At 61.7% G+C, this 20,140-nt stretch carries 20 protein-coding genes and 1 pseudogene; 17 read left to right on the forward strand and 4 right to left on the reverse strand.

The window, feature by feature from the left end; genetic code table 11:
• Positions 1-12 precede the first annotated feature (12 nt).
• Positions 13-282 carry a hypothetical protein gene (locus ABIC03_RS27200; protein WP_354062547.1) on the reverse strand — a complete coding sequence of 90 codons (270 nt, stop codon included), beginning with the start codon at positions 280-282 and terminating at the stop codon, positions 13-15.
• A 655-nt stretch (positions 283-937) separates the two neighbouring features.
• Here ABIC03_RS27200 and ABIC03_RS27205 point away from each other — a divergent pair.
• The 15 genes from ABIC03_RS27205 to ABIC03_RS27275 all read left to right on the forward strand — a co-directional run bounded on the left by ABIC03_RS27205 (position 938) and on the right by ABIC03_RS27275 (position 15,498).
• Positions 938-2,914, forward strand: a complete 1,977-nt coding sequence (locus ABIC03_RS27205; RefSeq protein WP_354062549.1) for a conjugal transfer protein TraG — start codon at positions 938-940, stop codon at positions 2,912-2,914.
• 10 nt (positions 2,915-2,924) lie between these two features.
• A complete protein-coding gene (locus tag ABIC03_RS27210; protein WP_354062551.1) occupies positions 2,925-3,347 on the forward strand; it encodes a CopG family transcriptional regulator in 423 nt (140 codons plus the stop codon).
• A 389-nt stretch (positions 3,348-3,736) separates the two neighbouring features.
• Positions 3,737-4,399: a ribbon-helix-helix domain-containing protein gene (locus ABIC03_RS27215; RefSeq protein ID WP_354062553.1), complete on the forward strand. Its 663-nt coding sequence runs from the start codon at positions 3,737-3,739 to the stop codon at positions 4,397-4,399.
• 73 nt (positions 4,400-4,472) lie between these two features.
• Positions 4,473-5,792 carry an MFS transporter gene (locus ABIC03_RS27220; RefSeq protein WP_354062555.1) on the forward strand — a complete coding sequence of 440 codons (1,320 nt, stop codon included), beginning with the start codon at positions 4,473-4,475 and terminating at the stop codon, positions 5,790-5,792.
• A 245-nt stretch (positions 5,793-6,037) separates the two neighbouring features.
• Positions 6,038-6,958, forward strand: a complete 921-nt coding sequence (gene trbB, locus ABIC03_RS27225; protein WP_502917353.1) for a P-type conjugative transfer ATPase TrbB — start codon at positions 6,038-6,040, stop codon at positions 6,956-6,958.
• Entirely contained in the window at positions 6,955-7,281 is a 327-nt protein-coding gene (locus ABIC03_RS27230) for a TrbC/VirB2 family type IV secretion system protein (RefSeq protein WP_354062559.1), read from the forward strand. Before trbB ends, ABIC03_RS27230 begins: the two co-directional genes overlap by 4 nt.
• On the forward strand, positions 7,281-7,544 hold the full coding sequence (locus ABIC03_RS27235) for a VirB3 family type IV secretion system protein (RefSeq protein ID WP_007600323.1): 264 nt from the start codon (positions 7,281-7,283) through the stop codon (positions 7,542-7,544). The genes ABIC03_RS27230 and ABIC03_RS27235 overlap by 1 nt, the downstream gene beginning before the upstream one ends.
• Positions 7,545-7,554: 10 nt before the next feature.
• Positions 7,555-9,996, forward strand: coding sequence for a conjugal transfer protein TrbE (trbE, locus tag ABIC03_RS27240; RefSeq protein WP_354062562.1), 2,442 nt, complete (start codon positions 7,555-7,557; stop codon positions 9,994-9,996).
• On the forward strand, positions 9,993-10,727 hold the full coding sequence (trbJ, locus tag ABIC03_RS27245; RefSeq protein ID WP_354062564.1) for a P-type conjugative transfer protein TrbJ: 735 nt from the start codon (positions 9,993-9,995) through the stop codon (positions 10,725-10,727). The genes trbE and trbJ overlap by 4 nt, the downstream gene beginning before the upstream one ends.
• Positions 10,727-11,101, forward strand: coding sequence for a putative entry exclusion protein TrbK-alt (gene trbK-alt / locus ABIC03_RS27250; protein ID WP_354062566.1), 375 nt, complete (start codon positions 10,727-10,729; stop codon positions 11,099-11,101). The genes trbJ and trbK-alt overlap by 1 nt, the downstream gene beginning before the upstream one ends.
• Positions 11,102-11,104: 3 nt before the next feature.
• Positions 11,105-12,340 (forward strand): P-type conjugative transfer protein TrbL, encoded by a 1,236-nt coding sequence (gene trbL / locus ABIC03_RS27255; protein ID WP_354062568.1) that lies wholly within the window; start codon positions 11,105-11,107, stop codon positions 12,338-12,340.
• A 51-nt stretch (positions 12,341-12,391) separates the two neighbouring features.
• On the forward strand, positions 12,392-13,072 hold the full coding sequence (gene trbF, locus ABIC03_RS27260) for a conjugal transfer protein TrbF (RefSeq protein WP_354062570.1): 681 nt from the start codon (positions 12,392-12,394) through the stop codon (positions 13,070-13,072).
• Between the two features lie 2 nt (positions 13,073-13,074).
• On the forward strand, positions 13,075-14,049 hold the full coding sequence (gene trbG, locus ABIC03_RS27265; protein WP_354062572.1) for a P-type conjugative transfer protein TrbG: 975 nt from the start codon (positions 13,075-13,077) through the stop codon (positions 14,047-14,049).
• The gene (locus tag ABIC03_RS27270; protein ID WP_354062574.1) at positions 14,046-15,251 is read left to right on the forward strand and encodes a TraB/TrbI/VirB10 family type IV secretion system protein; all 1,206 of its coding nucleotides are present in this window, start codon (positions 14,046-14,048) and stop codon (positions 15,249-15,251) included. The genes trbG and ABIC03_RS27270 overlap by 4 nt, the downstream gene beginning before the upstream one ends.
• Positions 15,252-15,255: 4 nt before the next feature.
• Positions 15,256-15,498, forward strand: coding sequence for a DUF2274 domain-containing protein (locus tag ABIC03_RS27275; RefSeq protein ID WP_354062576.1), 243 nt, complete (start codon positions 15,256-15,258; stop codon positions 15,496-15,498).
• Here ABIC03_RS27275 and ABIC03_RS27280 read toward each other — a convergent pair.
• The 3 genes from ABIC03_RS27280 to ABIC03_RS27290 all read right to left on the reverse strand — a co-directional run bounded on the left by ABIC03_RS27280 (position 15,471) and on the right by ABIC03_RS27290 (position 17,945).
• On the reverse strand, positions 15,471-16,424 hold the full coding sequence (locus tag ABIC03_RS27280) for a LysR family transcriptional regulator (RefSeq protein ID WP_354062578.1): 954 nt from the start codon (positions 16,422-16,424) through the stop codon (positions 15,471-15,473). The two genes, ABIC03_RS27275 and ABIC03_RS27280, sit on opposite strands and share 28 nt — an antisense overlap.
• Before the next feature lie 71 nt (positions 16,425-16,495).
• Entirely contained in the window at positions 16,496-17,128 is a 633-nt protein-coding gene (locus ABIC03_RS27285) for an acyl-homoserine-lactone synthase (RefSeq protein ID WP_354062580.1), read from the reverse strand.
• A gap of 94 nt (positions 17,129-17,222) precedes the next feature.
• Positions 17,223-17,945, reverse strand: coding sequence for a helix-turn-helix transcriptional regulator (locus ABIC03_RS27290; RefSeq protein WP_502917354.1), 723 nt, complete (start codon positions 17,943-17,945; stop codon positions 17,223-17,225).
• 407 nt (positions 17,946-18,352) lie between these two features.
• On the opposite strand from ABIC03_RS27290, the pseudogene ABIC03_RS27295 reads away from it, so the two are divergent.
• Positions 18,353-18,553: pseudogene (locus ABIC03_RS27295) on the forward strand (amidase family protein); the annotation flags it as partial.
• 229 nt (positions 18,554-18,782) lie between these two features.
• On the forward strand, positions 18,783-19,901 hold the full coding sequence (locus ABIC03_RS27300) for an IS630 family transposase (RefSeq protein ID WP_354062584.1): 1,119 nt from the start codon (positions 18,783-18,785) through the stop codon (positions 19,899-19,901).
• Positions 19,902-20,140: the final 239 nt, after the last annotated feature.

The raw sequence follows: 20,140 nt of genomic DNA on the forward strand, positions 1-20,140 counted from the left end.
GCGGCCAATCGCTCAGTTTAACATCGCTTTGAAGCGCTCGACGGTGCCATTGCGAGCACCAAGCTCCTCCAGGCGCGCTCTGCCGGCGTCGGTCACGCGGAAGACCTCGACCTGCCCACCACAAGCCGGATCTCTCACCTTACGCTTGAGCACGATCCAGCCTTTCCTTAACGCGCGCTCCTTGGCAGCAAGACGATTCAGATTTTTGTCCGGAACCGGGTTAGCCACCTCGTCTTCGCGCGACGCGGCCAAAAACAACAGATCGGCCATTGCATCGTTCATTCCTTTCGTCTCCGTGCTGCTTTGGGTGCGGTGGTCGCCTTCACGAGTCCTGTTTCATCTGCGATCGTCGAAGCAAGATGCGGGCCATTTTTGGAACTCCTGCTGCGGCACAAAGGGCGCAGCAGGAACGTCGGCTGGAGCCGCTGCTTCTGCTCCGCCAGAGTGAGAGCCGTCGTCGCGTCCAGCGAGGACACCAAGATCGACAAACGATCGTGCAGAGATGGCGATCGCCAACTCAGGAAGTGCGGCCTTTCACTTTGACGCGCTAATTCTGTGGCGCGGTGTGCGCGCCACCGCGACCCCGGGGCCGCGACCAACGAGCCATCTCGGCGTTCATCCCGGCCGAGGCCGCCGGTGCCAAATGCACAACCCGATAGCCCTTATCATGCAGGTAACGCAGGCGAGGAAGCCCCGTATCATCGCGGCGGTCCAGGTCTGGGCATCGTGCTACAGAATGATGTTCTTGCAGACTCTAGCCGCCCGATCACGTTTCTTAGCTCTTGGTCTGGACTTGTGTCCTCCCAGTCGCTCGCCCAGAGGTCAGCTCCGAACACGTTTCACGCGGACCCGCCGAAGGCTACAGTTTTATGCGCGGGACTGCGACATCCCGGCGCTGTGGTTGCGCGCAGCTCATGGATGCCGTCCAGATCTCCACATGTCCGCGACAAAGATCATCTTGCATCAGGTCATCCTGGTCTGTCTGGTCGTGCTCGCCTTCATGTGGGCGGCGACCGAATGGACCGCTTGGCGGCTTGCCTTCCAGCCACAGCTTGGGCCCGCCTGGTTCAGCCTCGGGGGCTGGCCGATCTATCAGCCGGCTGCCTTCTTCGCCTGGTGGTTCAAATTCGATGCTTACGCGCCTGTGATCTTCCTTGAGGGCGGCGCCATCGCCGCAAGCGGAGGAATTGCGGCAATCGCGCTGGCAATGATGCTCTCGGTGCTCCGGGCCCATGAGGCGAGGGACGTCACCACCTACGGCTCAGCGCGCTGGGCCGATTCGCGCGAGGTCAGGCGCGCAGGGCTCTTGGGGCCTGATGGCGTCGTGCTCGGACGTTTTGAGGGGCGCTATCTACGGCATGACGGACCGGAGCATGTGCTCTGCTTTGCTCCGACGCGCTCGGGCAAGGGCGTGGGCCTTGTCATCCCGACTCTTATGACCTGGCCGGCCTCCACGATCGTCCATGACATCAAGGGCGAGAACTTCCAGTTGACTGCGGGCTGGCGCGCGCGATTTGGGCCAGTGCTCCTATTCGACCCGACCAATCCGGCCAGCGCTGCCTACAACCCACTTCTCGAGATCCGTCGTGGTGATTGCGAGGTGCGAGATGCCCAAAATATCGCCGATATCCTTGTCGACCCGGAAGGGGCACTCGAACGCCGCAACCACTGGGAAAAGACCAGCCACTCTCTCCTTGTCGGCGCAATCCTGCATGTCCTGTACGCCGAAGCCGACAAGACCCTCGCAGGCGTCGCCAATTTCCTGTCCGATCCCTCCCGCCCGATCGACGCTACGCTCAACGCCATGCTCGCAACCCCGCATCTTGGAGCTAGCGTTCATCCCGTTGTCGCTTCGGCCGCGCGCGAGCTTCTCAACAAGAGCGAGAACGAGCGCTCCGGCGTGCTCTCAACCGCGATGAGCTTCCTGGGGCTCTATCGCGATCCGGTGGTTGCCAAGATCACCGCGCGAAGCGATTGGCGCATCCGCGATCTCATCGACGGCGCCGAGCCCGTCTCACTCTATCTCGTGGTGCCTCCATCGGACATCGTCCGCACCAAACCCTTGATGCGGCTCATCCTCAACCAGATCGGACGGCGGTTGACCGAAAGCCTTGATCCAGACCGGCGCCGGCAAAAACTCCTTCTGATGCTCGATGAATTTGCAGCGCTGGGCCGGCTCGACTTCTTCGAGAGCCAGCTCGCCTTCATGGCAGGCTATGGCATTCGCAGCTTTCTGATCACCCAGAGCCTCAATCAGCTCGAACGCGCCTATGGGCCGAACCATGCCATCCTCGACAATTGCCACGTCCGGATCGCCTTCTCGACCAATGATGAGCGTACCGCCAAGCGCGTATCCGACGCGCTCGGAACCGCGACCGAGTTGCGCGCCATGAAGAACTATGCCGGGCACCGATTGAGCCCGTGGCTTGGACACCTCATGGTCAGCCGTCAGGAGACCTCCCGGCCGCTGCTGACGCCAGGCGAGGTCATGCAACTTTCGCCGAGAGATGCAGTCGTGATGATTTCCGGGGTGCACCCGGTGCGCGCCACGAAAGTCCGCTACTATGAGGATCCGCAGTTCCAGCGACGTGTGTTGAAGCCGCCCCGTTTCGAACCGCATACCTTGTCCGCACGACCGGATGACTGGTCGGCCGGCGCTCCAATTCCGCCATCAGTCGAGCTACTGACCAGACGCAAGCGCAGGAGCGACGAGGCGAACGGCGGTTTGCGTCGCGAGCCGGAATTGCCGAAACATGAGGAGACCGAGGTCAAGGCGCCGCTCGGCGAACACGAGTTCGACGCCGACCTCGATGAGGGTGATGCCGATGCCGTCCAGGCACAAGCTCTGAGCCGCTCGATGCAGGGTGTTGCGCGGACCGTCAGCCTCGACGCGGACGATGGGATGGATCTGTGAGCGGGGCAGTGTGAAAAAGATTCAGCTTAGCATCTATCTCGATCCGGAAACCTTCAAAACCCTTGAGGCCTTCGCACAACGCCGGGGTCAGCCCAGGTCCCTGGTCGCCGAGGCTGCGATCTCCGCCTTTCTTTCTCCGGATGATTCCGATCGGCGCGAGGCCGCGATCGCCAAGCGTCTGGACCGGATCGCGCGCGTGCTTGAACGTCTGGAGCGCAATGATGGCATCACGCTTGAGACCATCGCGCTCTTCATCCGTTTCTGGCTGACCTCAACGCCGGCGCTCCCCGAGCATTCGACTCCCGCCGCGCGCGCCAAGGGCGCGGAACGTTACGATCGCTTTGTTGAGGCGCTCGGACGGCGGCTTGCAAGCGGATCCACCGTCCTGAAAGAGGTGAGCATCGACATGCACGCCTCTGAGAAGCCCGAGTAATCAGTACGGGCGCGCCAATGCGCCCTGGCAGCTTCTGGCGATGGGTGCGGTGCTGAATCAGATAAGCAGACTGCAAGTCGGCAGCACGCCACGAAGCAACAAGCGATGGGCGCGTCACTCAAGGCGCCCGGGCCCGCTGCAACAGCCCGTTAGCTGCCCGCGAATGACATAGGCTTACAAATTCCGCTCTTCTTGAGACCGCCTTGTCTTTCTTTGGCTACGCCAGACTACGACGCAGATGTCGGTGCGGTTGAAGTGAGGTTCGGATTGGCCCTTGTGTCAAGTCCATCATCGCGGGGGGCGATTCAGCCGTTTCGATCCCGAAATTGACGCCGCGCGTGCCGCGGTGCGCGGACAGGTCGCGGCCGCAAATTGGGAGTGAACAAGCAGTGCAAGTCGATGGAGAGCTTGGAGGCCAGCCCAACTCGATTGTGAATCAAGCCGACAGCGATGCGCAGCCGAGCCCGAACGAAGGAGCGCGAACCAAAAAGGTTACCGTTCAGCTCTCCGAGAGCACGTTTCAGCGGCTTGAAGTTGCGAGCGAGCGCCCAGGGCTCGGCAAGAGCATGGTCGTCGAGACGGCGCTTGAACGATTCCTGAATCCTGGACCGCCCATCGAGGGGCGCTTTCATGAGGCTCTGGACGGGATAAGTGGCCAGATGGCCAGGCTCGAGCACGAGATCGCGATCATCGCCGAGATCGTCGCCCTGCATGCGCGCTATCACCTCACCGTGACGCCACCCATACTGCCATCCGAGCAGCGGGAGGCGTGCCTGCTCGGGCAGCAGCGTTTCAAGGTATTGGCGGAGCAGGTCGAACGGCGGGTACGGCTCGGTCAGCCATTGATCCGGGAGACGATCGATCGGCTGGGCAAGGGCAGTCGACCGGGCGGCGAAGCTCTTGGCGGCGCGTCACAGCGCGCGGCAGAGCAACAGTCGAGTCAGGAAGGTCTGTCAGCAGTCGCGGCGGATGGAAACTCCGAGCCGAGCGCTGCCGCCGTGGAGGGCGGCAGCGCTCCAAACTTTCGAAACCTGCCCAACTCCTTTTGTTAGGCCGGCCGCCAGAAGCGTGCGGAAGGAGCTTGGGTCGCAAATATTGCCGGTGGCACGAGTTGAGCCAGTTCCTGTGTGGCGGCTGATCGCGTGCGTGTTTCTTCCCTTCGCGGCCGGGTACTACCTTTCGTACCTGTTCCGGACGATCAATACACTCATCGCTGGCCGCCTCGCCTCTGATCTCGGGCTTGGCGCTGCCGATATCGGGCTGCTCACGTCAATCTATTTTCTGGTCGTTATGGCGGCCCAGATTCCGATCGGCATGCTACTTGATCGCTTCGGGCCGCGCCGGGTCCAGAGCCTGCTCTTGGCTGTTGCTGCAGGGGGTGCCGCGCTCTTTGGGCTATCGACGGGATTCCTGTCCCTTCTTTTTGCTCGCGCGATTGTCGGACTTGGGAGTGCAGCAGCCCTGATGTCGGGGCTGAAAATCATCGTCCTCTGGTTTCCAAGAGAACGGATAGCGCTCATCAATGGCTACATGATTATGCTGGGCTCATTGGGCGCCGTCACTGCAACAGCACCTGCGGAGGCGCTCCTGGACTGGATCGGATGGCGGGGTCTATTCGGCGTGCTGGCCGCCGCAAGTGCGCTTGCTGGCATCTTGATCTATCTCGTGGTTCCCGAACGAACCACTGGGCCACAGGGCACCAGGACGCCCGCCACTCTGAAAACCGTCTACTCGGATGCGCGGTTCTGGAGAATGGCGCCCTTATCGGCGACCTGCATCGGGTCCGCTTGGGCACTGCAATCCTTATGGGCGGCGCCCTGGCTTTCCGATGTGGAGCGGCTGGATCGAACGAGACTCGTCAACGAATTGTTCGTGATGGCGGTCGCTCTGAGTCTCGGCGCTCTGGTTTTGGGCGTCCTTGCCAACTGGGTGCGCCGCCGGGCTAAGAAGAGCGAGGCTCTGTTTGGCTTGGTCGCGGCGATGTTGATTGTGGCGGAGCTTGTGCTGATCCTGCATCCGCCCTGGCCATCACTCCTGCCGTGGTGCGTGCTGTCGATGGCCGGATCAGCCACTGCTCTGACCTACGCCATCATAGCGGATTATTTCCCGGCCGAGCTGGTTGCGCGCGCTAATGGCGGTCTGAATGTCCTGCAGTTTGGCTGGGCTTTCGTCGTGCAGTACGGGACGGGACTGATTCTGGAGCAATGGCCTCTACAGGCGGGGCATTATCCTTTAACGGCCTATCAGACCGCGTTCGGTGTGAACGTTTTGCTGCAGGTGGCAGCGCTGGTCTGGTTCGCCGCCGTCCCGTGGCTGGAGCGCCGGAAACGGAAGGCTGGCGCTTCGGTCACACGTCAACCGGCGGGAGGCTGGAACTCGGTTGAGGTCGTTATTCCTCCAGCCGAGCTCGCTATCCTGGAGGCGGACGATCATGCGGAGTGGTGAAGCCAGCCTGTCGCCGGGCTGATGTCCCGGTTCATGATGTTCGGCGCGCCAGAAGCGATCGTCCCTAATCTTTCTTCTTCTACGCCAGACTACGATTGACATGGTCTCATTGTTGCTGTCGCGCAGGTTCTGCTTTTTCTAGTTGTCCTCATGTGAGGCGGCTAGACGCTAGCTGCCTCGGTCAACCGGGGGCAGTCGTGGCGATCCATTCATTTCATTCGGAAGCCGAGTTGCGCGGAGCGCGGATGCTCCGCACGGCGCTGGGCTCGGCCATCGCAGGTTTTCTGGAAGATCCGTCGATCGTTGAGGTGATGCTGAACCCCGATGGCCGGCTGTGGATCGATCGGCTGTCGAGCGGCCTTATCGATACCGGCGAGAGTGTGTCGGCTGCCGACGGCGAGCGAATTGTCCGGCTCGTCGCGCACTATGTGGGCGCCGAGGTTCATGCCGGCTCGCCCCGAATCTCGGCTGAGCTGCCGGAAACGGGAGAACGTTTCGAAGGTTTGTTGCCGCCGGTCGTCGCCGCGCCGGCTTTCGCGATCCGCAAACCCGCGGTCGCTGTCTTCGGCCTGGACGACTATGTCGCTGCCGGCATCCTGAACTTGGAGCAGGCGAACGCGCTCCGCGATGCGGTTGCTACACGCAAGAACATCCTGGTCGCGGGCGGCACATCGACGGGCAAGACGACGCTGACGAACGCGCTTCTGGCGGAGGTGGCCAAAGGTTCGGATCGCGTCGTTCTCATCGAAGATACGCGGGAGCTTCAGTGCACGGCGCCGAACCTCGTGGCGCTGCGGACCAAGGATGGCGTCGTCTCGCTGTCCGAACTTGTGCGCTCGTCGCTTCGCCTGCGCCCTGATCGTATCCCGATTGGCGAGGTGCGCGGAGCCGAGGCGCTGGATCTGCTCAAGGCCTGGGGGACTGGACATCCCGGCGGTGTCGGCACGATCCACGCCGGCACCGCGCTTGGCGCGCTCCGCCGGCTCGAGCAGCTCATCCAGGAGGCCGTCGTGACGGTCCCGCGCGCGCTGATCGCCGAGACCATCAACGTCATCGCCGTGCTCTCTGGCCGCGGTGCCGAACGGCGTTTGAGCGAACTCGCTTCTGTCACCGGGCTTGGACCATCAGGCGACTACACCCTTTCGAAAATCGGAGATCAGTCATGAACGTACGATCATCTATCGGGCGAGGTTTCACGTCAGTTGCGGCATTCGCATGTCTGTACCTGGTGAGTAGCCCGGCCTGGGCCGCCGGCTCGAACATGCCTTGGGAGCAGCCGCTCAACCAGATCCTGCAATCGGTCGAAGGACCCGTGGCCAAGATCATCGCGGTCATCATCATCATCGTGACCGGTCTTTCGCTCGCATTCGGCGACACGTCGGGCGGCTTCCGGCGGCTGATCCAAATCGTGTTTGGTCTGTCGATCGCCTTTGCCGCCTCGAGCTTCTTCCTGTCGTTCTTCTCGTTCGGGGGCGGGGTGGTGATCTGATGGATGAGCCAGTCCCGGGCTTTGTCGCCCCCGTCCACCGTGCGCTGACCGAGCCGATCCTGATGGGCGGGGCACCGCGATCGGTTGCCATTCTCAACGGCACATTGGCCGCAGCACTCGGCCTTGGTCTGCGCTTGTGGCTGGCCGGCCTCCTGCTGGCGTTCATCGGCCACATGGCCGCGGTCTGGGCCGCAAAACGCGATCCGGAATTCGTCGAAGTCGTGCGCCGGCACGTTCGTGTTCCCGGTCACCTCAGCGCTTGAGAATAGTCCCATGATGAATCTTGCCGAATACCGCCGCTCGAATACGCGCCTTGCTGATTTCCTGCCCTGGGCTGCTCTGGTCGACGAGGGAATTGTATTGAACAAGGACGGCTCACTTCAGCGGACGGCGCGGTTCAGGGGACCGGACCTCGACAGTTCCGTGCCGGCTGAGCTTGTTGCGGTCGTAAGCCGGCTGAACAATGCGCTCCGGCGTCTCGGATCGGGCTGGGCGGTTTTCGTCGAGGCGCAACGGCATTCGGCAGGGCGCTATCCGCCCGACACATTCCCCGATGTCGCGTCCGCCCTGGTGGATGCGGAGCGGAAAGCGCAATTCGAGGAGGCCGGCAGCCATTATGAATCGAGCTACTACCTGACCTTCCTTTATCTGCCGCCTGCAGAGAGTGCAGCTGTGGCAGAGCGTCTCCTGTACGAGGGCGGCCATCGCAGCGCGGGTGCGGATGCGCGCGAGGTGCTGAGTGGCTTCGTCGACCGGACCAACCGCGTGCTGCAGCTCGTTGAGGGCTTTATGCCGGAATGCGGCTGGCTCGATGACGAGGCAACGCTCACCTACCTGCACTCGACGGTCTCGACCAAGCGGCATCGCGTTCGGGTGCCGGAAATCCCGATGTATCTCGATGCGCTGCTTGCCGATCAGCCGCTGACAGGCGGACTTGAGCCGATGCTGGGTGACGCGCATGTGCGTGTCCTGACGGTTGTGGGGTTTCCCACGACGACGACGCCCGGGATCCTCGATGATCTCAACCGCCTCGCATTCCCCTACCGCTGGTCGACGCGGGCGATCATGCTCGACAAGACGGATGCTCTCAAGCTCCTGACCCGGATCAGGCGGCAATGGTTTGCCAAGCGCAAGTCGATTGCCGCGATCCTGAAGGAGGTGATGACGAACGAGGCGTCCACGCTTCTGGATACCGATGCCCACAACAAGGCGATGGATGCAGATAGCGCGCTCCAGGAGCTCGGCTCGGATCAGATCGGAGAGGCCTTTGTGACGGCAACCGTCACGGTCTGGGACAGGGATCCGCACGCGGCGGACGAAAAGCTACGCCTCGTTGAAAAGGTGATCCAGGGCCGGGACTTTACCTCCATGACCGAGACGGTGAATGCCGTTGAGGCCTGGCTCGGCAGCCTGCCGGGTCAGGTCTATGCAAACGTGCGCCAGCCGCCGGTGTCGACGCTAAATCTCGCCCACATGATCCCGCTCTCTGCGGTCTGGGCGGGAGAGGTGAGGGACCATCATTTCAAGGCGCCTCCGCTCTTCTTCGGCAAGACGGAAGGATCGACCCCTTTCCGCTTCTCGCTCCATGTCGGCGATGTCGGACACACTCTGATCGTTGGACCGACCGGCGCCGGCAAATCGGTGCTGCTCGCACTGATGGCACTGCAGTTCCGGCGATATCCGGCCGCTCAGATCTTTGCCTTTGATTTCGGCGGGTCGATCCGCGCGGCGGCGATCGCCATGGGAGGCGACTGGCATGATCTTGGCGGCGCGGTCGGTGGAGACTCGGCAGAATTCGTGGCGCTCCAGCCGCTTGCGCGCATCGACGATGTCGCGGAGCGCGGTTGGGCAGCCGATTGGATCGCATCGATTCTTGCGCGCGAGCGCATCGAGGTCACGCCCGAGACCAAGGATCATGTCTGGTCGGCCTTGACCTCGCTCGCCTCGGCGCCAGTTCGGGAGCGGACGCTGACGGGCTTGTCCGTTCTTCTGCAATCCAATGCCTTGAAGCGCGCGCTGCAACCCTATTGCCTCGGCGGTCCGTTTGAGCGGCTGCTGGATGCCGAAGGTGAGCGGCTGGGAGAGACCTCCGTCCAGGTGTTTGAGACTGACGGGTTGATCGGGACCGGTGTCGCGCCGGCGGTTCTCTCCTATTTGTTCCACCGGATTGAGGATCGCTTCGACGGCCGTCCGACCCTTCTCATCATCGATGAGGGCTGGCTTGCGCTGGACGATGCCGATTTTGCCGGCAAGCTCCGCGAATGGCTGAAGACCCTGCGCAAGAAGAACGCCTCCGTCGTGTTTGCGACCCAGTCACTGGCCGATATCGACGGCTCCGCAATTGCGCCGGCCATCATCGAGAGCTGCCCGACCCGGATCCTGCTTCCCAATGACCGCGCGATCGAGCCGCAAATCATGGCGATCTACCGGCGCTTTGGATTGAATGACCGGCAGATCGAGATCCTCGCCCGCGCGACGCCCAAGCGCGACTACTACTGCCAGTCGCGCCGGGGCAACCGACTGTTTGACCTTGGCCTTGGCGAGATCGCGCTCGCCTTTGCGGCCGCGTCGTCCAAGTCCGACCAGGCCCTCATCGAGCGGGTGCTAGCCGAGCACGGACGAGACGAGTTCGTCACCGGCTGGCTTCGGGCGCGCGACCTCGGCTGGGCCTGCAATCTCATTCCGCAGCTTGCCAACGAAGGTGGCTTGTCATGAAACGTCTCCGTCCGCTGCTGGCAGCAAGTATCATCGCAATTAGCCTGACCCAAGCGCCCCGGGAAGGGAAAGCACAGTGGATCGTGTTTGATCCCAACAACTACGTGCAAAATGTGCTGACGGCCGCGCGTGAGCTGCAGCAGATCAACAACCAGATCACTTCGCTGCAAAACCAAGCCCAGATGTTGATCAATCAGGCGAAGAACCTGGCGAGTCTGCCGTATTCGTCGTTGCAGCAGCTCGAGCAATCGATCCAGCGCACGCAGCAGCTGCTCAGTCAAGCGCAGCGCATTGCCTACGATGTCCAGCAGATCGATCGCGCATTCTCAACAAATTATGCGCCGGCATCCGCAAGCATGTCCAATGGGCTCCTCGTCGCCAACGCCCAGACACGCTGGCAGAACGCGGTCGCCGGCCTGCAGGACGCCATGCGGGTGCAGGCAACCGTCGTCGGCAATCTCGATACCAACCGGACCCAGATGTCGGCCCTGGTCACGGCGAGCCAGGGCGCGTCAGGTGCTCTGCAGGCAAGTCAGGCCGGCAACCAGCTCCTTGCACTGCAAGCTCAGCAGCTTGCGGACCTCACGGCGACCGTTGCCGCGCAAGGGCGTGCGCAATCGCTCGAATCCGCACAGCGGGCCGTCGCTCAGGATCAGGGCAGGGAGCAGCTGCGGCGCTTTCTGACCCAGGGTCAGGGCTATCAACCGACAACCGTGCAGATGTTCCACTGATGATGAAGAACAGATTTGAACGGCTGCCGATGGCGGTGGCAGTTAGCCTCACAGTCCTGGTCGTCGCCGCCTGCGCCATTCGCCTGCGCGGCGACGACAGCGCGACCCAATCTTCCGCCTCGCTCGCTGCGAAGCCCGATCCGGCGGCGGCGAAGCTCGAGAAATGCCGCACCGTCACCTACGAGCAGAGAGAGGCTCTGCTCGAATGCGAGAGGATCTGGGCCGAACGGCGCAGCCAGTTCTTGGGGAAAAGCGGATCGGTAAATGGTTCGGATAGCGAGGCGGGCACGGCGCCATTTTCCTCGCTTGTGCCGCGTAAGGACGAAAGCCGCCTGCCGTCCGGCTCTCCCTCCATTCCAAGCCAAAGCGAGTGAGCAATGGGCGGCACCTCCGTCATCGACCAGTTCCTGGAAACCTTCACCCGCTACATCGATTCCGGATTCGGCCTGGTCGGGGGCGAAGTCGGATATCTCGCCACGACGTTGGCCGCAATCGACCTCACGCTTGCGGGCCTGTTCTGGTCCCTCGGAAGTGATGAGGAGATTCTTGCCCGGCTCGTCAAGAAAACCTTGTTTGTCGGTGTCTTTGCCTACCTGATCGGCAATTGGAACAGCCTCGCCCGCATCGTCTTCGAGAGCTTTGCAGGTCTTGGACTCATAGCCTCGGGCACGAGCCTGTCATCGGCGGATTTCTTGCGGCCAGGTCGGATCGCGCAGGTGGGGCTCGATGCCGGGCGTCCGATCCTGGACGCCATCTCGGGCCTGATGGGGTATGTCAGCTTTTTCGAAAACTTCGTCCAGATCGCGGTCCTGCTGTTCGCCTGGATCGTGGTGCTGCTCGCCTTCTTTATTCTCGCCATCCAGCTCTTCGTCACGCTGATCGAGTTCAAGCTGACGACGCTTGCAGGTTTCGTTCTGATCCCCTTCGGTTTGTTCGGCAAGACCGCCTTTGCGGCCGAACGGGTGCTGGGCAACGTCATCTCCTCCGGCATCAAGGTTTTGGTCCTCGCCGTCATCGTCGGCATTGGATCGACCTTATTCTCGCAGTTCACGGCAGGTTTCGGCGGCAATCAGCCGACCATCGAGAACGCGATGGCGCTGGTGCTCGGCGCGCTCGCCTTGTTGGGCCTCGGCATTTTCGGACCCGGGATTGCCAACGGCATCGTCTCCGGAGGTCCGCAGCTCGGTGCAGGCAGCGCCGTCGGGACGGGACTTGCCGCCGGTGGAATCGTTGCGGCTGGCGCTGGCGTTGCGGCCGGTGCTGCCGGCCTCGCCGGCGGCGCGATTGCAGGCTCGCTACGAGGTGGAAGCGCGATTGCAAGCGGCACCATGAGCGTGTTTCGGGCGGGGAGTCAGTCCGGCTCCGAGGGGAGCGCATCCGGGGCCGCAAGTCCCTTGCGTTCGGTCGCAGCTGGTCTTGGTGGAGCGGCGAGCGATGCCGGTAACGGGGAAGGGGACGCCTCGAGAGCTTCCGACAGTGCGCCCGCCTGGGTTCGGCGCATGAAGAGAACGCAGACGATCAGCCATGGCGCATCAGCGGCAACCCACGCGATCCGCTCAGGTGATCACGGCGGCGGCGGCGGATCTGTCGACCTCTCGCAAGAGGATCGCTGAGACTTCTGATCGGCCAATTCCGTTTTCTCACCCGCCACTTGAGGTCAAACAATGTTCAAACGATCGGCTGTTCACTATGGCCGCACGCCAGAGACCGTCACTCCCTATCAACGCGCAGCTCAGGTCTGGGACGATCGCATTGGATCTGCGCGCGTGCAGGCCAAGAACTGGCGCCTGATGGCCTTTGGCTGCCTCTTCTTATCAGCCGGCTTTGCCGGCGCCCTGGTCTGGCAATCCGCTCAAGGGACGATTACGCCCTGGGTGGTCGAAGTTGATCAATTGGGCGAAGCGAAAGCCGTTGCTCCGGCAAATGCCAGCTACCAATCGACCGATCCGCAAGTAGCCTTTCACCTGGCGCGCTTCATCGAGCATGTGCGAGGCCTCCCGATGGACGCCATCGTCCTGCGCGAAAACTGGCTCCGCGCCTACGACTTTACAACCGATCGCGGCGCGGCCGCACTGAATGACTACGCCCGCAACAACGATCCATTCGCCAAGCTCGGCAAGACGCAAATTGCGATCGAGGTCTCGAGCGTCATCCGGGCGTCCCCTGAGAGTTTTCGCCTCGCCTGGGTCGAACGCCGTTACGACAACGGTCAGCTGGCCGCAACAGAGCGGTGGAGCGCGATCGTCAGCATCATCGTGGAGATGCCTCGCGATCTCGATCGCCTCCGCAAGAATCCGCTCGGCATCTACGTCAACGCCATCAACTGGTCGAAGGAGCTGGGCTAGTCATGCCGTCAGGTCTCGTTATTGCCTCACAGAAGGTCCGCCCGAGCCTGGCTCTGGCTCTCGCTATTGGTGTGTCCACCCTCGGCGGGTGCACCACGTTCAAGCCGCCGCAAATCAGTTACGATAGCGATGTCCCGTCAGCTCCAGATCTGCCGGCGCTTGCCGATGATCGGCCGCGGCCGCTGCATGTCCCACCGGCCTGGAAGGCGGCGCGCGGCGGCAAGAACGCGGAAGCCAAAGAGCCGATTGAACGGATTGAGACCGCGAATGACGCCGCACGCGTGCAGCCGCGCAAAGCTGGCTACTTCAATGCGGTGCAGGTGTTTTCGTACAGTCCAGGCGCTCTCTATCAGGTCTATGCCGCGCCGGGGCAGATCACCGACATCGCCTTGGAGCCTGGCGAGCAACTGATCGGGTCGGGGCCAGTTGCCGCGGGTGATACCGTGCGCTGGGTGGTCGGCGACACCGAAAGCGGCAGCGGCGACACGCGACGTGTGCACATCATGGTGAAGCCGACACGTCCGGCGATCGAGACCAATCTCGTCGTCAACACGGATCGGCGCACTTACCTCATCGAGCTCCGCTCCCGGGAAAAGCCCTACATGCCGCAGGTCGCGTGGTTCTATCCGGAGGATCGGACCGCGCGTGGTCGAGCTCTGCCGCCCACACCCGTCATCCCGGACCAGGCGCAGCGCCGTTACCGCTACGCCATCGAGGGAGACAGCCCACCCTGGCGTCCTGTCAATGCCTATGATGATGGGCGCAAGGTCTATATCGAGTTTTCGCCCGGCATCGGCCAGGGCGAGATGCCGCCGCTGTTCGTGATCGGGCCTGATGGCAAGACCGAGCTCGTCAACTATCGCGCTTACGGCAATGTGCTGATCGTCGACCGGCTGTTCGCGGCCGCGGAACTGAGGCTGGGCGAGGAGCACCAGCAGAAGGTCAGGATCGTCCGAACCGACGGGAGGTCGCTGTGACAGAGACTGGCCAGCCGAATGACACACCCAAGGACGCTCCTCCGGTTAAGCTGCCGGAAGATATCGCCGAAACCCTTCGGCTCCGGCCGGAACGGCCGCAAGTTACGCGCCTATCGCGCAAGGTGCTTGCGGGTGGCAGCGCCCTCTTGCTGGTGCTCATCTCTGGTGCGGTCTTCTGGGCTCTGCAGGAGAAGCGATCGCGCACGCCGGCTACCGAGGAGCTTTACGCGACCGACCACCACAATGTCACCGATCAGCTTGCAACCTTGCCGAAGGATTATACTGAGATCCCGAAGGAGGTGCCGCGTCTTGGACCACCTCTACCCGGCGATCTTGGCCGGCCGATCGTTGCAGCACAGGGCGGGTCGACGCCGAGCCCGCTCGGTATTGACGCCGAACAGCAGCGCGCTGGTCAGGAGAGCGAGGCGGCACGCACCAGCAAGGTGTTTGCCAGCACGAACGTCCGCGCACAGGCCCCTGTCACATCGCCAAGCGAAGCCCCATCAAATGCAGCGCCATCGTCCGACGAAGCATTCGCCCAGAATGGCCAGGATCGAAAACTTGCGTTCATCAGTGCTTCCGTTGACCGTCGAACCACCAGTCCCGATCGCCTGGCAAGACCGGTCTCTCCCTTTGTGGTCCAGGCGGGAACGGTCATTCCGGCTGCTCTTATCACGGGGATTCGGTCCGACCTGCCTGGGCAGATCACGGCCCAAGTCACAGAAGCGGTATACGATTCCCCTACCGGGCGAGCTCGCCTTATCCCGCAAGGAGCCCGGTTGATCGGGACGTATGATAGCCAGGTCGCATTTGGCCAATCGCGCGTCCTCCTGGTGTGGACGCGCCTCATCATGCCCAATGGGCGGTCGATCATGCTGGAGCGGCAGCCGGGCGCAGATGCCGCGGGCTACTCTGGGCTTGAGGATGAGGTCGACAACCATTGGAAGGAGCTGTTGGGGGCCGCTGCGCTTTCGACGCTGCTCGCCGTCGGCACCGAGGTGAATTCCGGATCGGATACGGGTAGCACCAACAGCGACCTTATCGCTGCGCTCCGCCGCGGGGCGGGGGACTCAATCAATCAAACGGGCCAGCAGGTGGTCCGCCGCAATCTCAACATCCAGCCGACCTTGACGATTCGTCCGGGATTTCCGGTGCGGGTGATCGTCAACCGTGACCTGGTGCTCGAACCGTATAGAGGGTGAGGACATGACAAAGCTTAAACTTGGAGCGATCGAAGACGATAAGCCGATCAAGATTACGCATGAACTCCCGGCGAGCGTCCACAGGAATCTCGTGGCATACGCGGAAATCCTTGCACACGAGAGCGGACAGCCGATCGGGGAGCCGGCCAAGCTTATCGCTCCCATGCTGGCGCGGTTCATGGCAGCGGACAGAAGTTTTCGGAAGGCTCGGCGGGCCCGTCAACATCCGAGCGGAGGCGGGGGATAGCGCTCAGAAAGCAAGGTCAAGAAGGCAGCCAACGCAGGGTTCTCGTTGTCGTCTCGCCAGTACGCCGAAAAGTCGAATCGGCTCGGACCGGCTCCGTCGCGCAATTCGCGGTAGACGAGGCCTGCATAGTTGATGCCCATGTCGGATTCCAGCACCAGGCTGATTCCTGTGTTCATCCTGATCAGGCTCTTGATGATACCGCGGCTGACGTCGTGGCGCACGAGTTTAGGACGGTCCTCAGGCGACACAAGCTTGGAAATGAGAAGATCTTCAAACTCTTTTCCCGGATCGTAATGGCTTAGCAGGACCGTCTCGCTGCGCAGGTCAGTCCAATAGACCGTGTCGCGCGCGGTGAGGGGATGATCATGGGGTAAGGCAACCAGAACACGTTCGCTCCACAGCGGCATCACTCGGTTGTCGAGTAACGGCAGGTTCCCTGTGACGATCAGGATATCGATAACGCCGTTGCGAAGTGCAGTCGCGAGGCGTGTTCGTGATTTCTCGATCGTCACAAGCTCGATTTGTGGGAATCGCTGCTTGAAATCCAGCAAGGACGTCTGCAGGTTGCCAATGGAAAGTGAGGTGCAGAGCCCGACACTCAGCCGGCCAGCCTGGCTGTTCCGTACAGCCCTCGCAGTCGCGATCAGAGCATCGAACTCCTCCAGAATTGTCCTTGCCAGGCGAAGAACACTGCGGCCCGCCTGCGTCGGGCGCACACCACCGCTGAAGCGCTCAAAAACAGCAATTCCCAGGTGATATTCGATCTCGCTAATTCTTCGGCTGAGACTCGATTGTTGGGTTCTCAGCAATTCCGCCGCTTGACGGAGGCTGCCACAATCAGCCGCAGCCACGAGCGATTGCAGGTGTTTCAGTTCGATTGCCTTGCTGGCTTGAAGGGAGGGTGTTGATCGAGGTGGTTTGTGCATCGTAAGTCTTAAGCAGATGGGCTTTCCGCTCCAATGCGCAGCGATGCCCCGATTGGACTTGCTTTCAGATCCTAGGCGGCCGCTTGGATGACTGGAGCCCAGAGCACCGGACCTGAGATGTGTCCCGCTTTGCGGATGCGATGTAACGCTTCGGGCGAGACCCCCAGGTATCCAGCAATGGCCGTGGTGTTGCCGAGAGGACGAGCTTTTCCGATTTTGCGGAGCGGCCAGCCCGCGCGCCGAAGTATGCGTTCCATCCGGGCGTCAGTGACGGTAACGATTTCGGTCAATTCAATCGAAAGGCCGAATTCAATCATGCCCGCAAACAGCTCGTAAGTAGCAGCAGCAAGTCCACCACTTGCCTTCGGCGCATCCGGAGGAACATCGAGCGCGAATCGACTGCTCTCCCAAATCCGCTCGCTTCGCGGCGCCGGCTGCCCGTCTAGAAGGATCGGGAAGGTGTCTCTCAGCATGGTTGGGCCGGTCGAAGGCAGAAGTCGGACGCAACCCTGAAGACGTCCAGCGTTCGAGCGGTTCAGGAGGTGCACGGGTCGAAGGACATCAAACTCGTCGACTTCCATTTCGCCGCTGACTTCGACGTTCCAGTCCAGGCGCTGTTTGAAAACGCGATACCGCAGCCGGTGCATCTCGGTGAGATCGTCGACGAATTCGCCGTAGTACTCTGGCATGATGAGCTGCATCATTCTTGCCTCCTTTCCTTGCTTCAGGCAAGCAAGCAGAGAAGGCAGGAAAGCACATCCTGTGGAGTTGCACAGGTGCTTGCAGCTTGCGGTTGATCTATTTTCGAGATTTTGACTCGGTCAACAGCACGATCGCTTGACGAAGCGAGCTGACGCCAAGCTTCGCGCGCGCGTTATCCAGGTGAAATCCCGCGGTTCGCTCTGCGATGCCGAGAATGATCCCAATCTCCCCAGCTGATTTGCCACGCGCGGACCATTCGAGACACTGGTACTCGCGAGGAGACAGCACCACCCCACCGACCATGCGATCTATCGTCCAGAAGCGTTTTGCATGTGCATGGAAGAATGTTGCGATTAACCGCAGGCTCTGGGCGTGCTCGACCAGCGAGCGCTCGAAACCAGTTCGGCGATCGTCGCTTGCAAAGCTCAGCGCGGCCGTTGCGCCCTGGTCATCGTGAATAGGGAATGTAAATCCGCAGCGAATCCCGAATTTGGCGGCTTCTTCGAATAGAGCTCGTTCTGCCTCCGACCGACTTCGCGCTTCGAATCCAAGTCCCCATCGGAAGGGCTTAGGATGACGCATTGCCCGACGTACCACCGGATCGACGGATTCGTAGCCGCGCTGCAGATAGATGGCGGTCCAGGAGGGTGGATATGTCGAGATCAGGTTGGGAGCACTGCCTGGCCTACGGGCAAGAGCGAGATATGCGAAGCACGACAGTTTGAGCGCAGCGGCGACCTCGGCCATGCTCTGCTGAGCTGCGTCTCGATGCGTGCTTTCGGTCAATTGCTCAGCAAATCGTTGAAAAACTCGATCCATCGTGGATGAACCCACGGGCTCCCTGGTAGGCGCTCCTTGCATTACCGGCACGAGCATCGCTGCGAATGGGGCAAAACAACGAAGAAGGCGATCGATTTCGTCTTCGATCAATCTTCATCGCGAGAGCCTGCATCGTTGGGCTGAGGCGTATCGCGTCAGCCGTGTTGCTCGCGCTCACGCTGTGATATCATTACCAAGTGCGAACTCCGTCGTCTGTTTGAAATCCTGCAAGAGGGCGCCGAAGACCGCCGGATTGCTGCGTCCTTTGCGTTCCAAGTTGCAGCTTTGTACGGCTCTTCCAAATCTGGTCGTCGCGCCGCAACTCAGTTGGACGTGGAATTACCGATGGCAGGACGAATGATCTAAGAAACTACATCATCAATTGAGCAAGCACTCAGGCCGCCGGCGCTATTGTGCTTGGAAAGACAGTGACCACCGAGCTCGGCATGTCGCACCACGGACCGACCACGAACCCGTTTGATCCGATTCGGACCCCAGGCGGCTCATCTAGCGGTTCCGCGGCCGTGTCCCGCATGGTCCCTGCAGCGCTCCGAACACAGGTCGTTGGCTCAGTAACTGCGCGATCAAAGCCGACACGGGGCGCTTAATCGTGGGGAGCGGCAGGGTTTTAGCCAAAGCCACATAGGCATCCATGCCCGCGATCTCCAGGATATGTGGCAAGTTTCGGCCGAAGTCGCCAAGCGGTCGGGCGGCGAGCCCGTCGAGATCTGCTGAGGGCAGCCTAGTGTTCTGAGTCACAAGTTCGCAATCGTAGATTCGCAATAGATTCGCGTCGCTGTGCCAAGGATGGAGGCTGCAGCAGCGACGGAGGATCTGATGGCGGTCCAGCAACTTGCGCCCCTGACATTGAGTGATGAAGAGCGTGCCGAACTGAAGTCGCTTACGATGCGGCGGAAGACGGCACAGGCGCTGGCTCTGAGAGCCCGGATCGTGCTGACCTGCGCGGAAGGCGGTCAGAACAAGGAAGTGGCGGCCAAGCTCGGCTTGGACCGATCGACGGTAGGCAAATGGCGGCGGCGTTTTGTGGAGCGGCGCGTGGACGGGCTGCATGACGAGCCGCGCTCCGGGGCGCCACGCACGGTTGACGATGCCCGCATCGAAGCCGTGATCGTGAAGACGTTGGAGAGTTGCCCCGAGAACGCCACCCATTGGAGTTCCCGCGACATGGCGAAGGCCAGCGGCCTGTCGGTGTCGACGGTACAACGCATCTGGCGGGCCTTCGGGCTCCAGCCGCACCGGATGGAGACGTTCAAGCTCTCGACCGATCCAAACTTCGTGGCCAAGGTGCGCGACGTTGTGGGCCTCTACGTCTCGCCACCGGAGCACGCTATCGTTCTATGTGTCGATGAGAAGTCCCAAATCCAGGCGCTGGATCGCAGTCAGCCGATGCTGCCGATGCGTCCCGGCCAGCCGGCCCGAAGAAGCCATGACTACACGAGGCACGGCACCACATCGCTGTTCGCCGCCCTCGACATTGCGAGCGGACGGGTCATCGGCAAGTGCTATGGACGCCACCGTGCTGCTGAGTTCCGCAAGTTCCTCGACGAGATCGAAGCTGCCGTGCCGCGTGAACTCGACGTTCATCTCGTCATGGACAATTACGCCACGCACAAGACCCCAATGATCCGGAGATGGCTGGCTAAACGGCCGCGTTGGCACGTGCACCTGACCCCGACCAGTTCGTCATGGCTCAACCAGGTCGAGCGCTTCTTCGCGCTCCTCACCGATAAGAAGATCAGGCGCGGCGTCTATCGCAGCGTAGCCGCCCTCAGGGCGGACATCGCCTCGTTCATCGAACGACACAACGCCGATGCAAAACCGTTCCGATGGACGAAGTCCGCCGATGACATCCTTGCTTCCATCGAACGCTTCTGCCGATACAATGCTCCGGCAAAACGCGACCCGATGTCCCGAACTTCTGGTTCAGGACACTAGAGCTCTAGTCACGCGCATCCGACCGGCCGAGAACCGATGCCAAGGAGACCGGCGGGTCGAACTCAGTTCGTGCCGGGCGACACAAAGTGGAAGGGCGCAGACTATTGAATGTCTGGCTCATGGGCGCAAGTAGTGGAAGTCCGCCATACGCATCGGTCACTGTTTCTGAGTGCACTGGGCGCGGTGACGCAACCGCACCAGCCGAGGCATTGCTAACTGGAAGGCTGGCGCGGTCTATT

The sequence above is a fragment of the Bradyrhizobium sp. RT6a genome (assembly GCF_040547675.1).
In the GTDB taxonomy this organism is placed as follows: Bacteria; Pseudomonadota; Alphaproteobacteria; order Rhizobiales; family Xanthobacteraceae; genus Bradyrhizobium.

Excerpts from the sequence above, each read along its gene's own strand:
- ABIC03_RS27200 (WP_354062547.1), bottom strand. The coding sequence starts at position 282 with ATGAACGATGCAATGGCCGATCTGTTGTTTTTGGCCGCGTCGCGCGAA.
- ABIC03_RS27205 (WP_354062549.1), top strand. The coding sequence starts at position 938 with ATGTCCGCGACAAAGATCATCTTGCATCAGGTCATCCTGGTCTGTCTG.
- trbB (WP_502917353.1), top strand. The coding sequence starts at position 6,038 with ATGCTCCGCACGGCGCTGGGCTCGGCCATCGCAGGTTTTCTGGAAGAT.
- ABIC03_RS27230 (WP_354062559.1), top strand. The coding sequence starts at position 6,955 with ATGAACGTACGATCATCTATCGGGCGAGGTTTCACGTCAGTTGCGGCA.
- ABIC03_RS27235 (WP_007600323.1), top strand. The coding sequence starts at position 7,281 with ATGGATGAGCCAGTCCCGGGCTTTGTCGCCCCCGTCCACCGTGCGCTG.
- trbE (WP_354062562.1), top strand. The coding sequence starts at position 7,555 with ATGATGAATCTTGCCGAATACCGCCGCTCGAATACGCGCCTTGCTGAT.
- trbJ (WP_354062564.1), top strand. The coding sequence starts at position 9,993 with ATGAAACGTCTCCGTCCGCTGCTGGCAGCAAGTATCATCGCAATTAGC.
- trbK-alt (WP_354062566.1), top strand. The coding sequence starts at position 10,727 with ATGATGAAGAACAGATTTGAACGGCTGCCGATGGCGGTGGCAGTTAGC.
- trbL (WP_354062568.1), top strand. The coding sequence starts at position 11,105 with ATGGGCGGCACCTCCGTCATCGACCAGTTCCTGGAAACCTTCACCCGC.
- trbF (WP_354062570.1), top strand. The coding sequence starts at position 12,392 with ATGTTCAAACGATCGGCTGTTCACTATGGCCGCACGCCAGAGACCGTC.
- trbG (WP_354062572.1), top strand. The coding sequence starts at position 13,075 with ATGCCGTCAGGTCTCGTTATTGCCTCACAGAAGGTCCGCCCGAGCCTG.
- ABIC03_RS27275 (WP_354062576.1), top strand. The coding sequence starts at position 15,256 with ATGACAAAGCTTAAACTTGGAGCGATCGAAGACGATAAGCCGATCAAG.
- ABIC03_RS27280 (WP_354062578.1), bottom strand. The coding sequence starts at position 16,424 with ATGCACAAACCACCTCGATCAACACCCTCCCTTCAAGCCAGCAAGGCA.
- ABIC03_RS27285 (WP_354062580.1), bottom strand. The coding sequence starts at position 17,128 with ATGATGCAGCTCATCATGCCAGAGTACTACGGCGAATTCGTCGACGAT.
- ABIC03_RS27290 (WP_502917354.1), bottom strand. The coding sequence starts at position 17,945 with ATGGATCGAGTTTTTCAACGATTTGCTGAGCAATTGACCGAAAGCACG.
- ABIC03_RS27300 (WP_354062584.1), top strand. The coding sequence starts at position 18,783 with ATGGCGGTCCAGCAACTTGCGCCCCTGACATTGAGTGATGAAGAGCGT.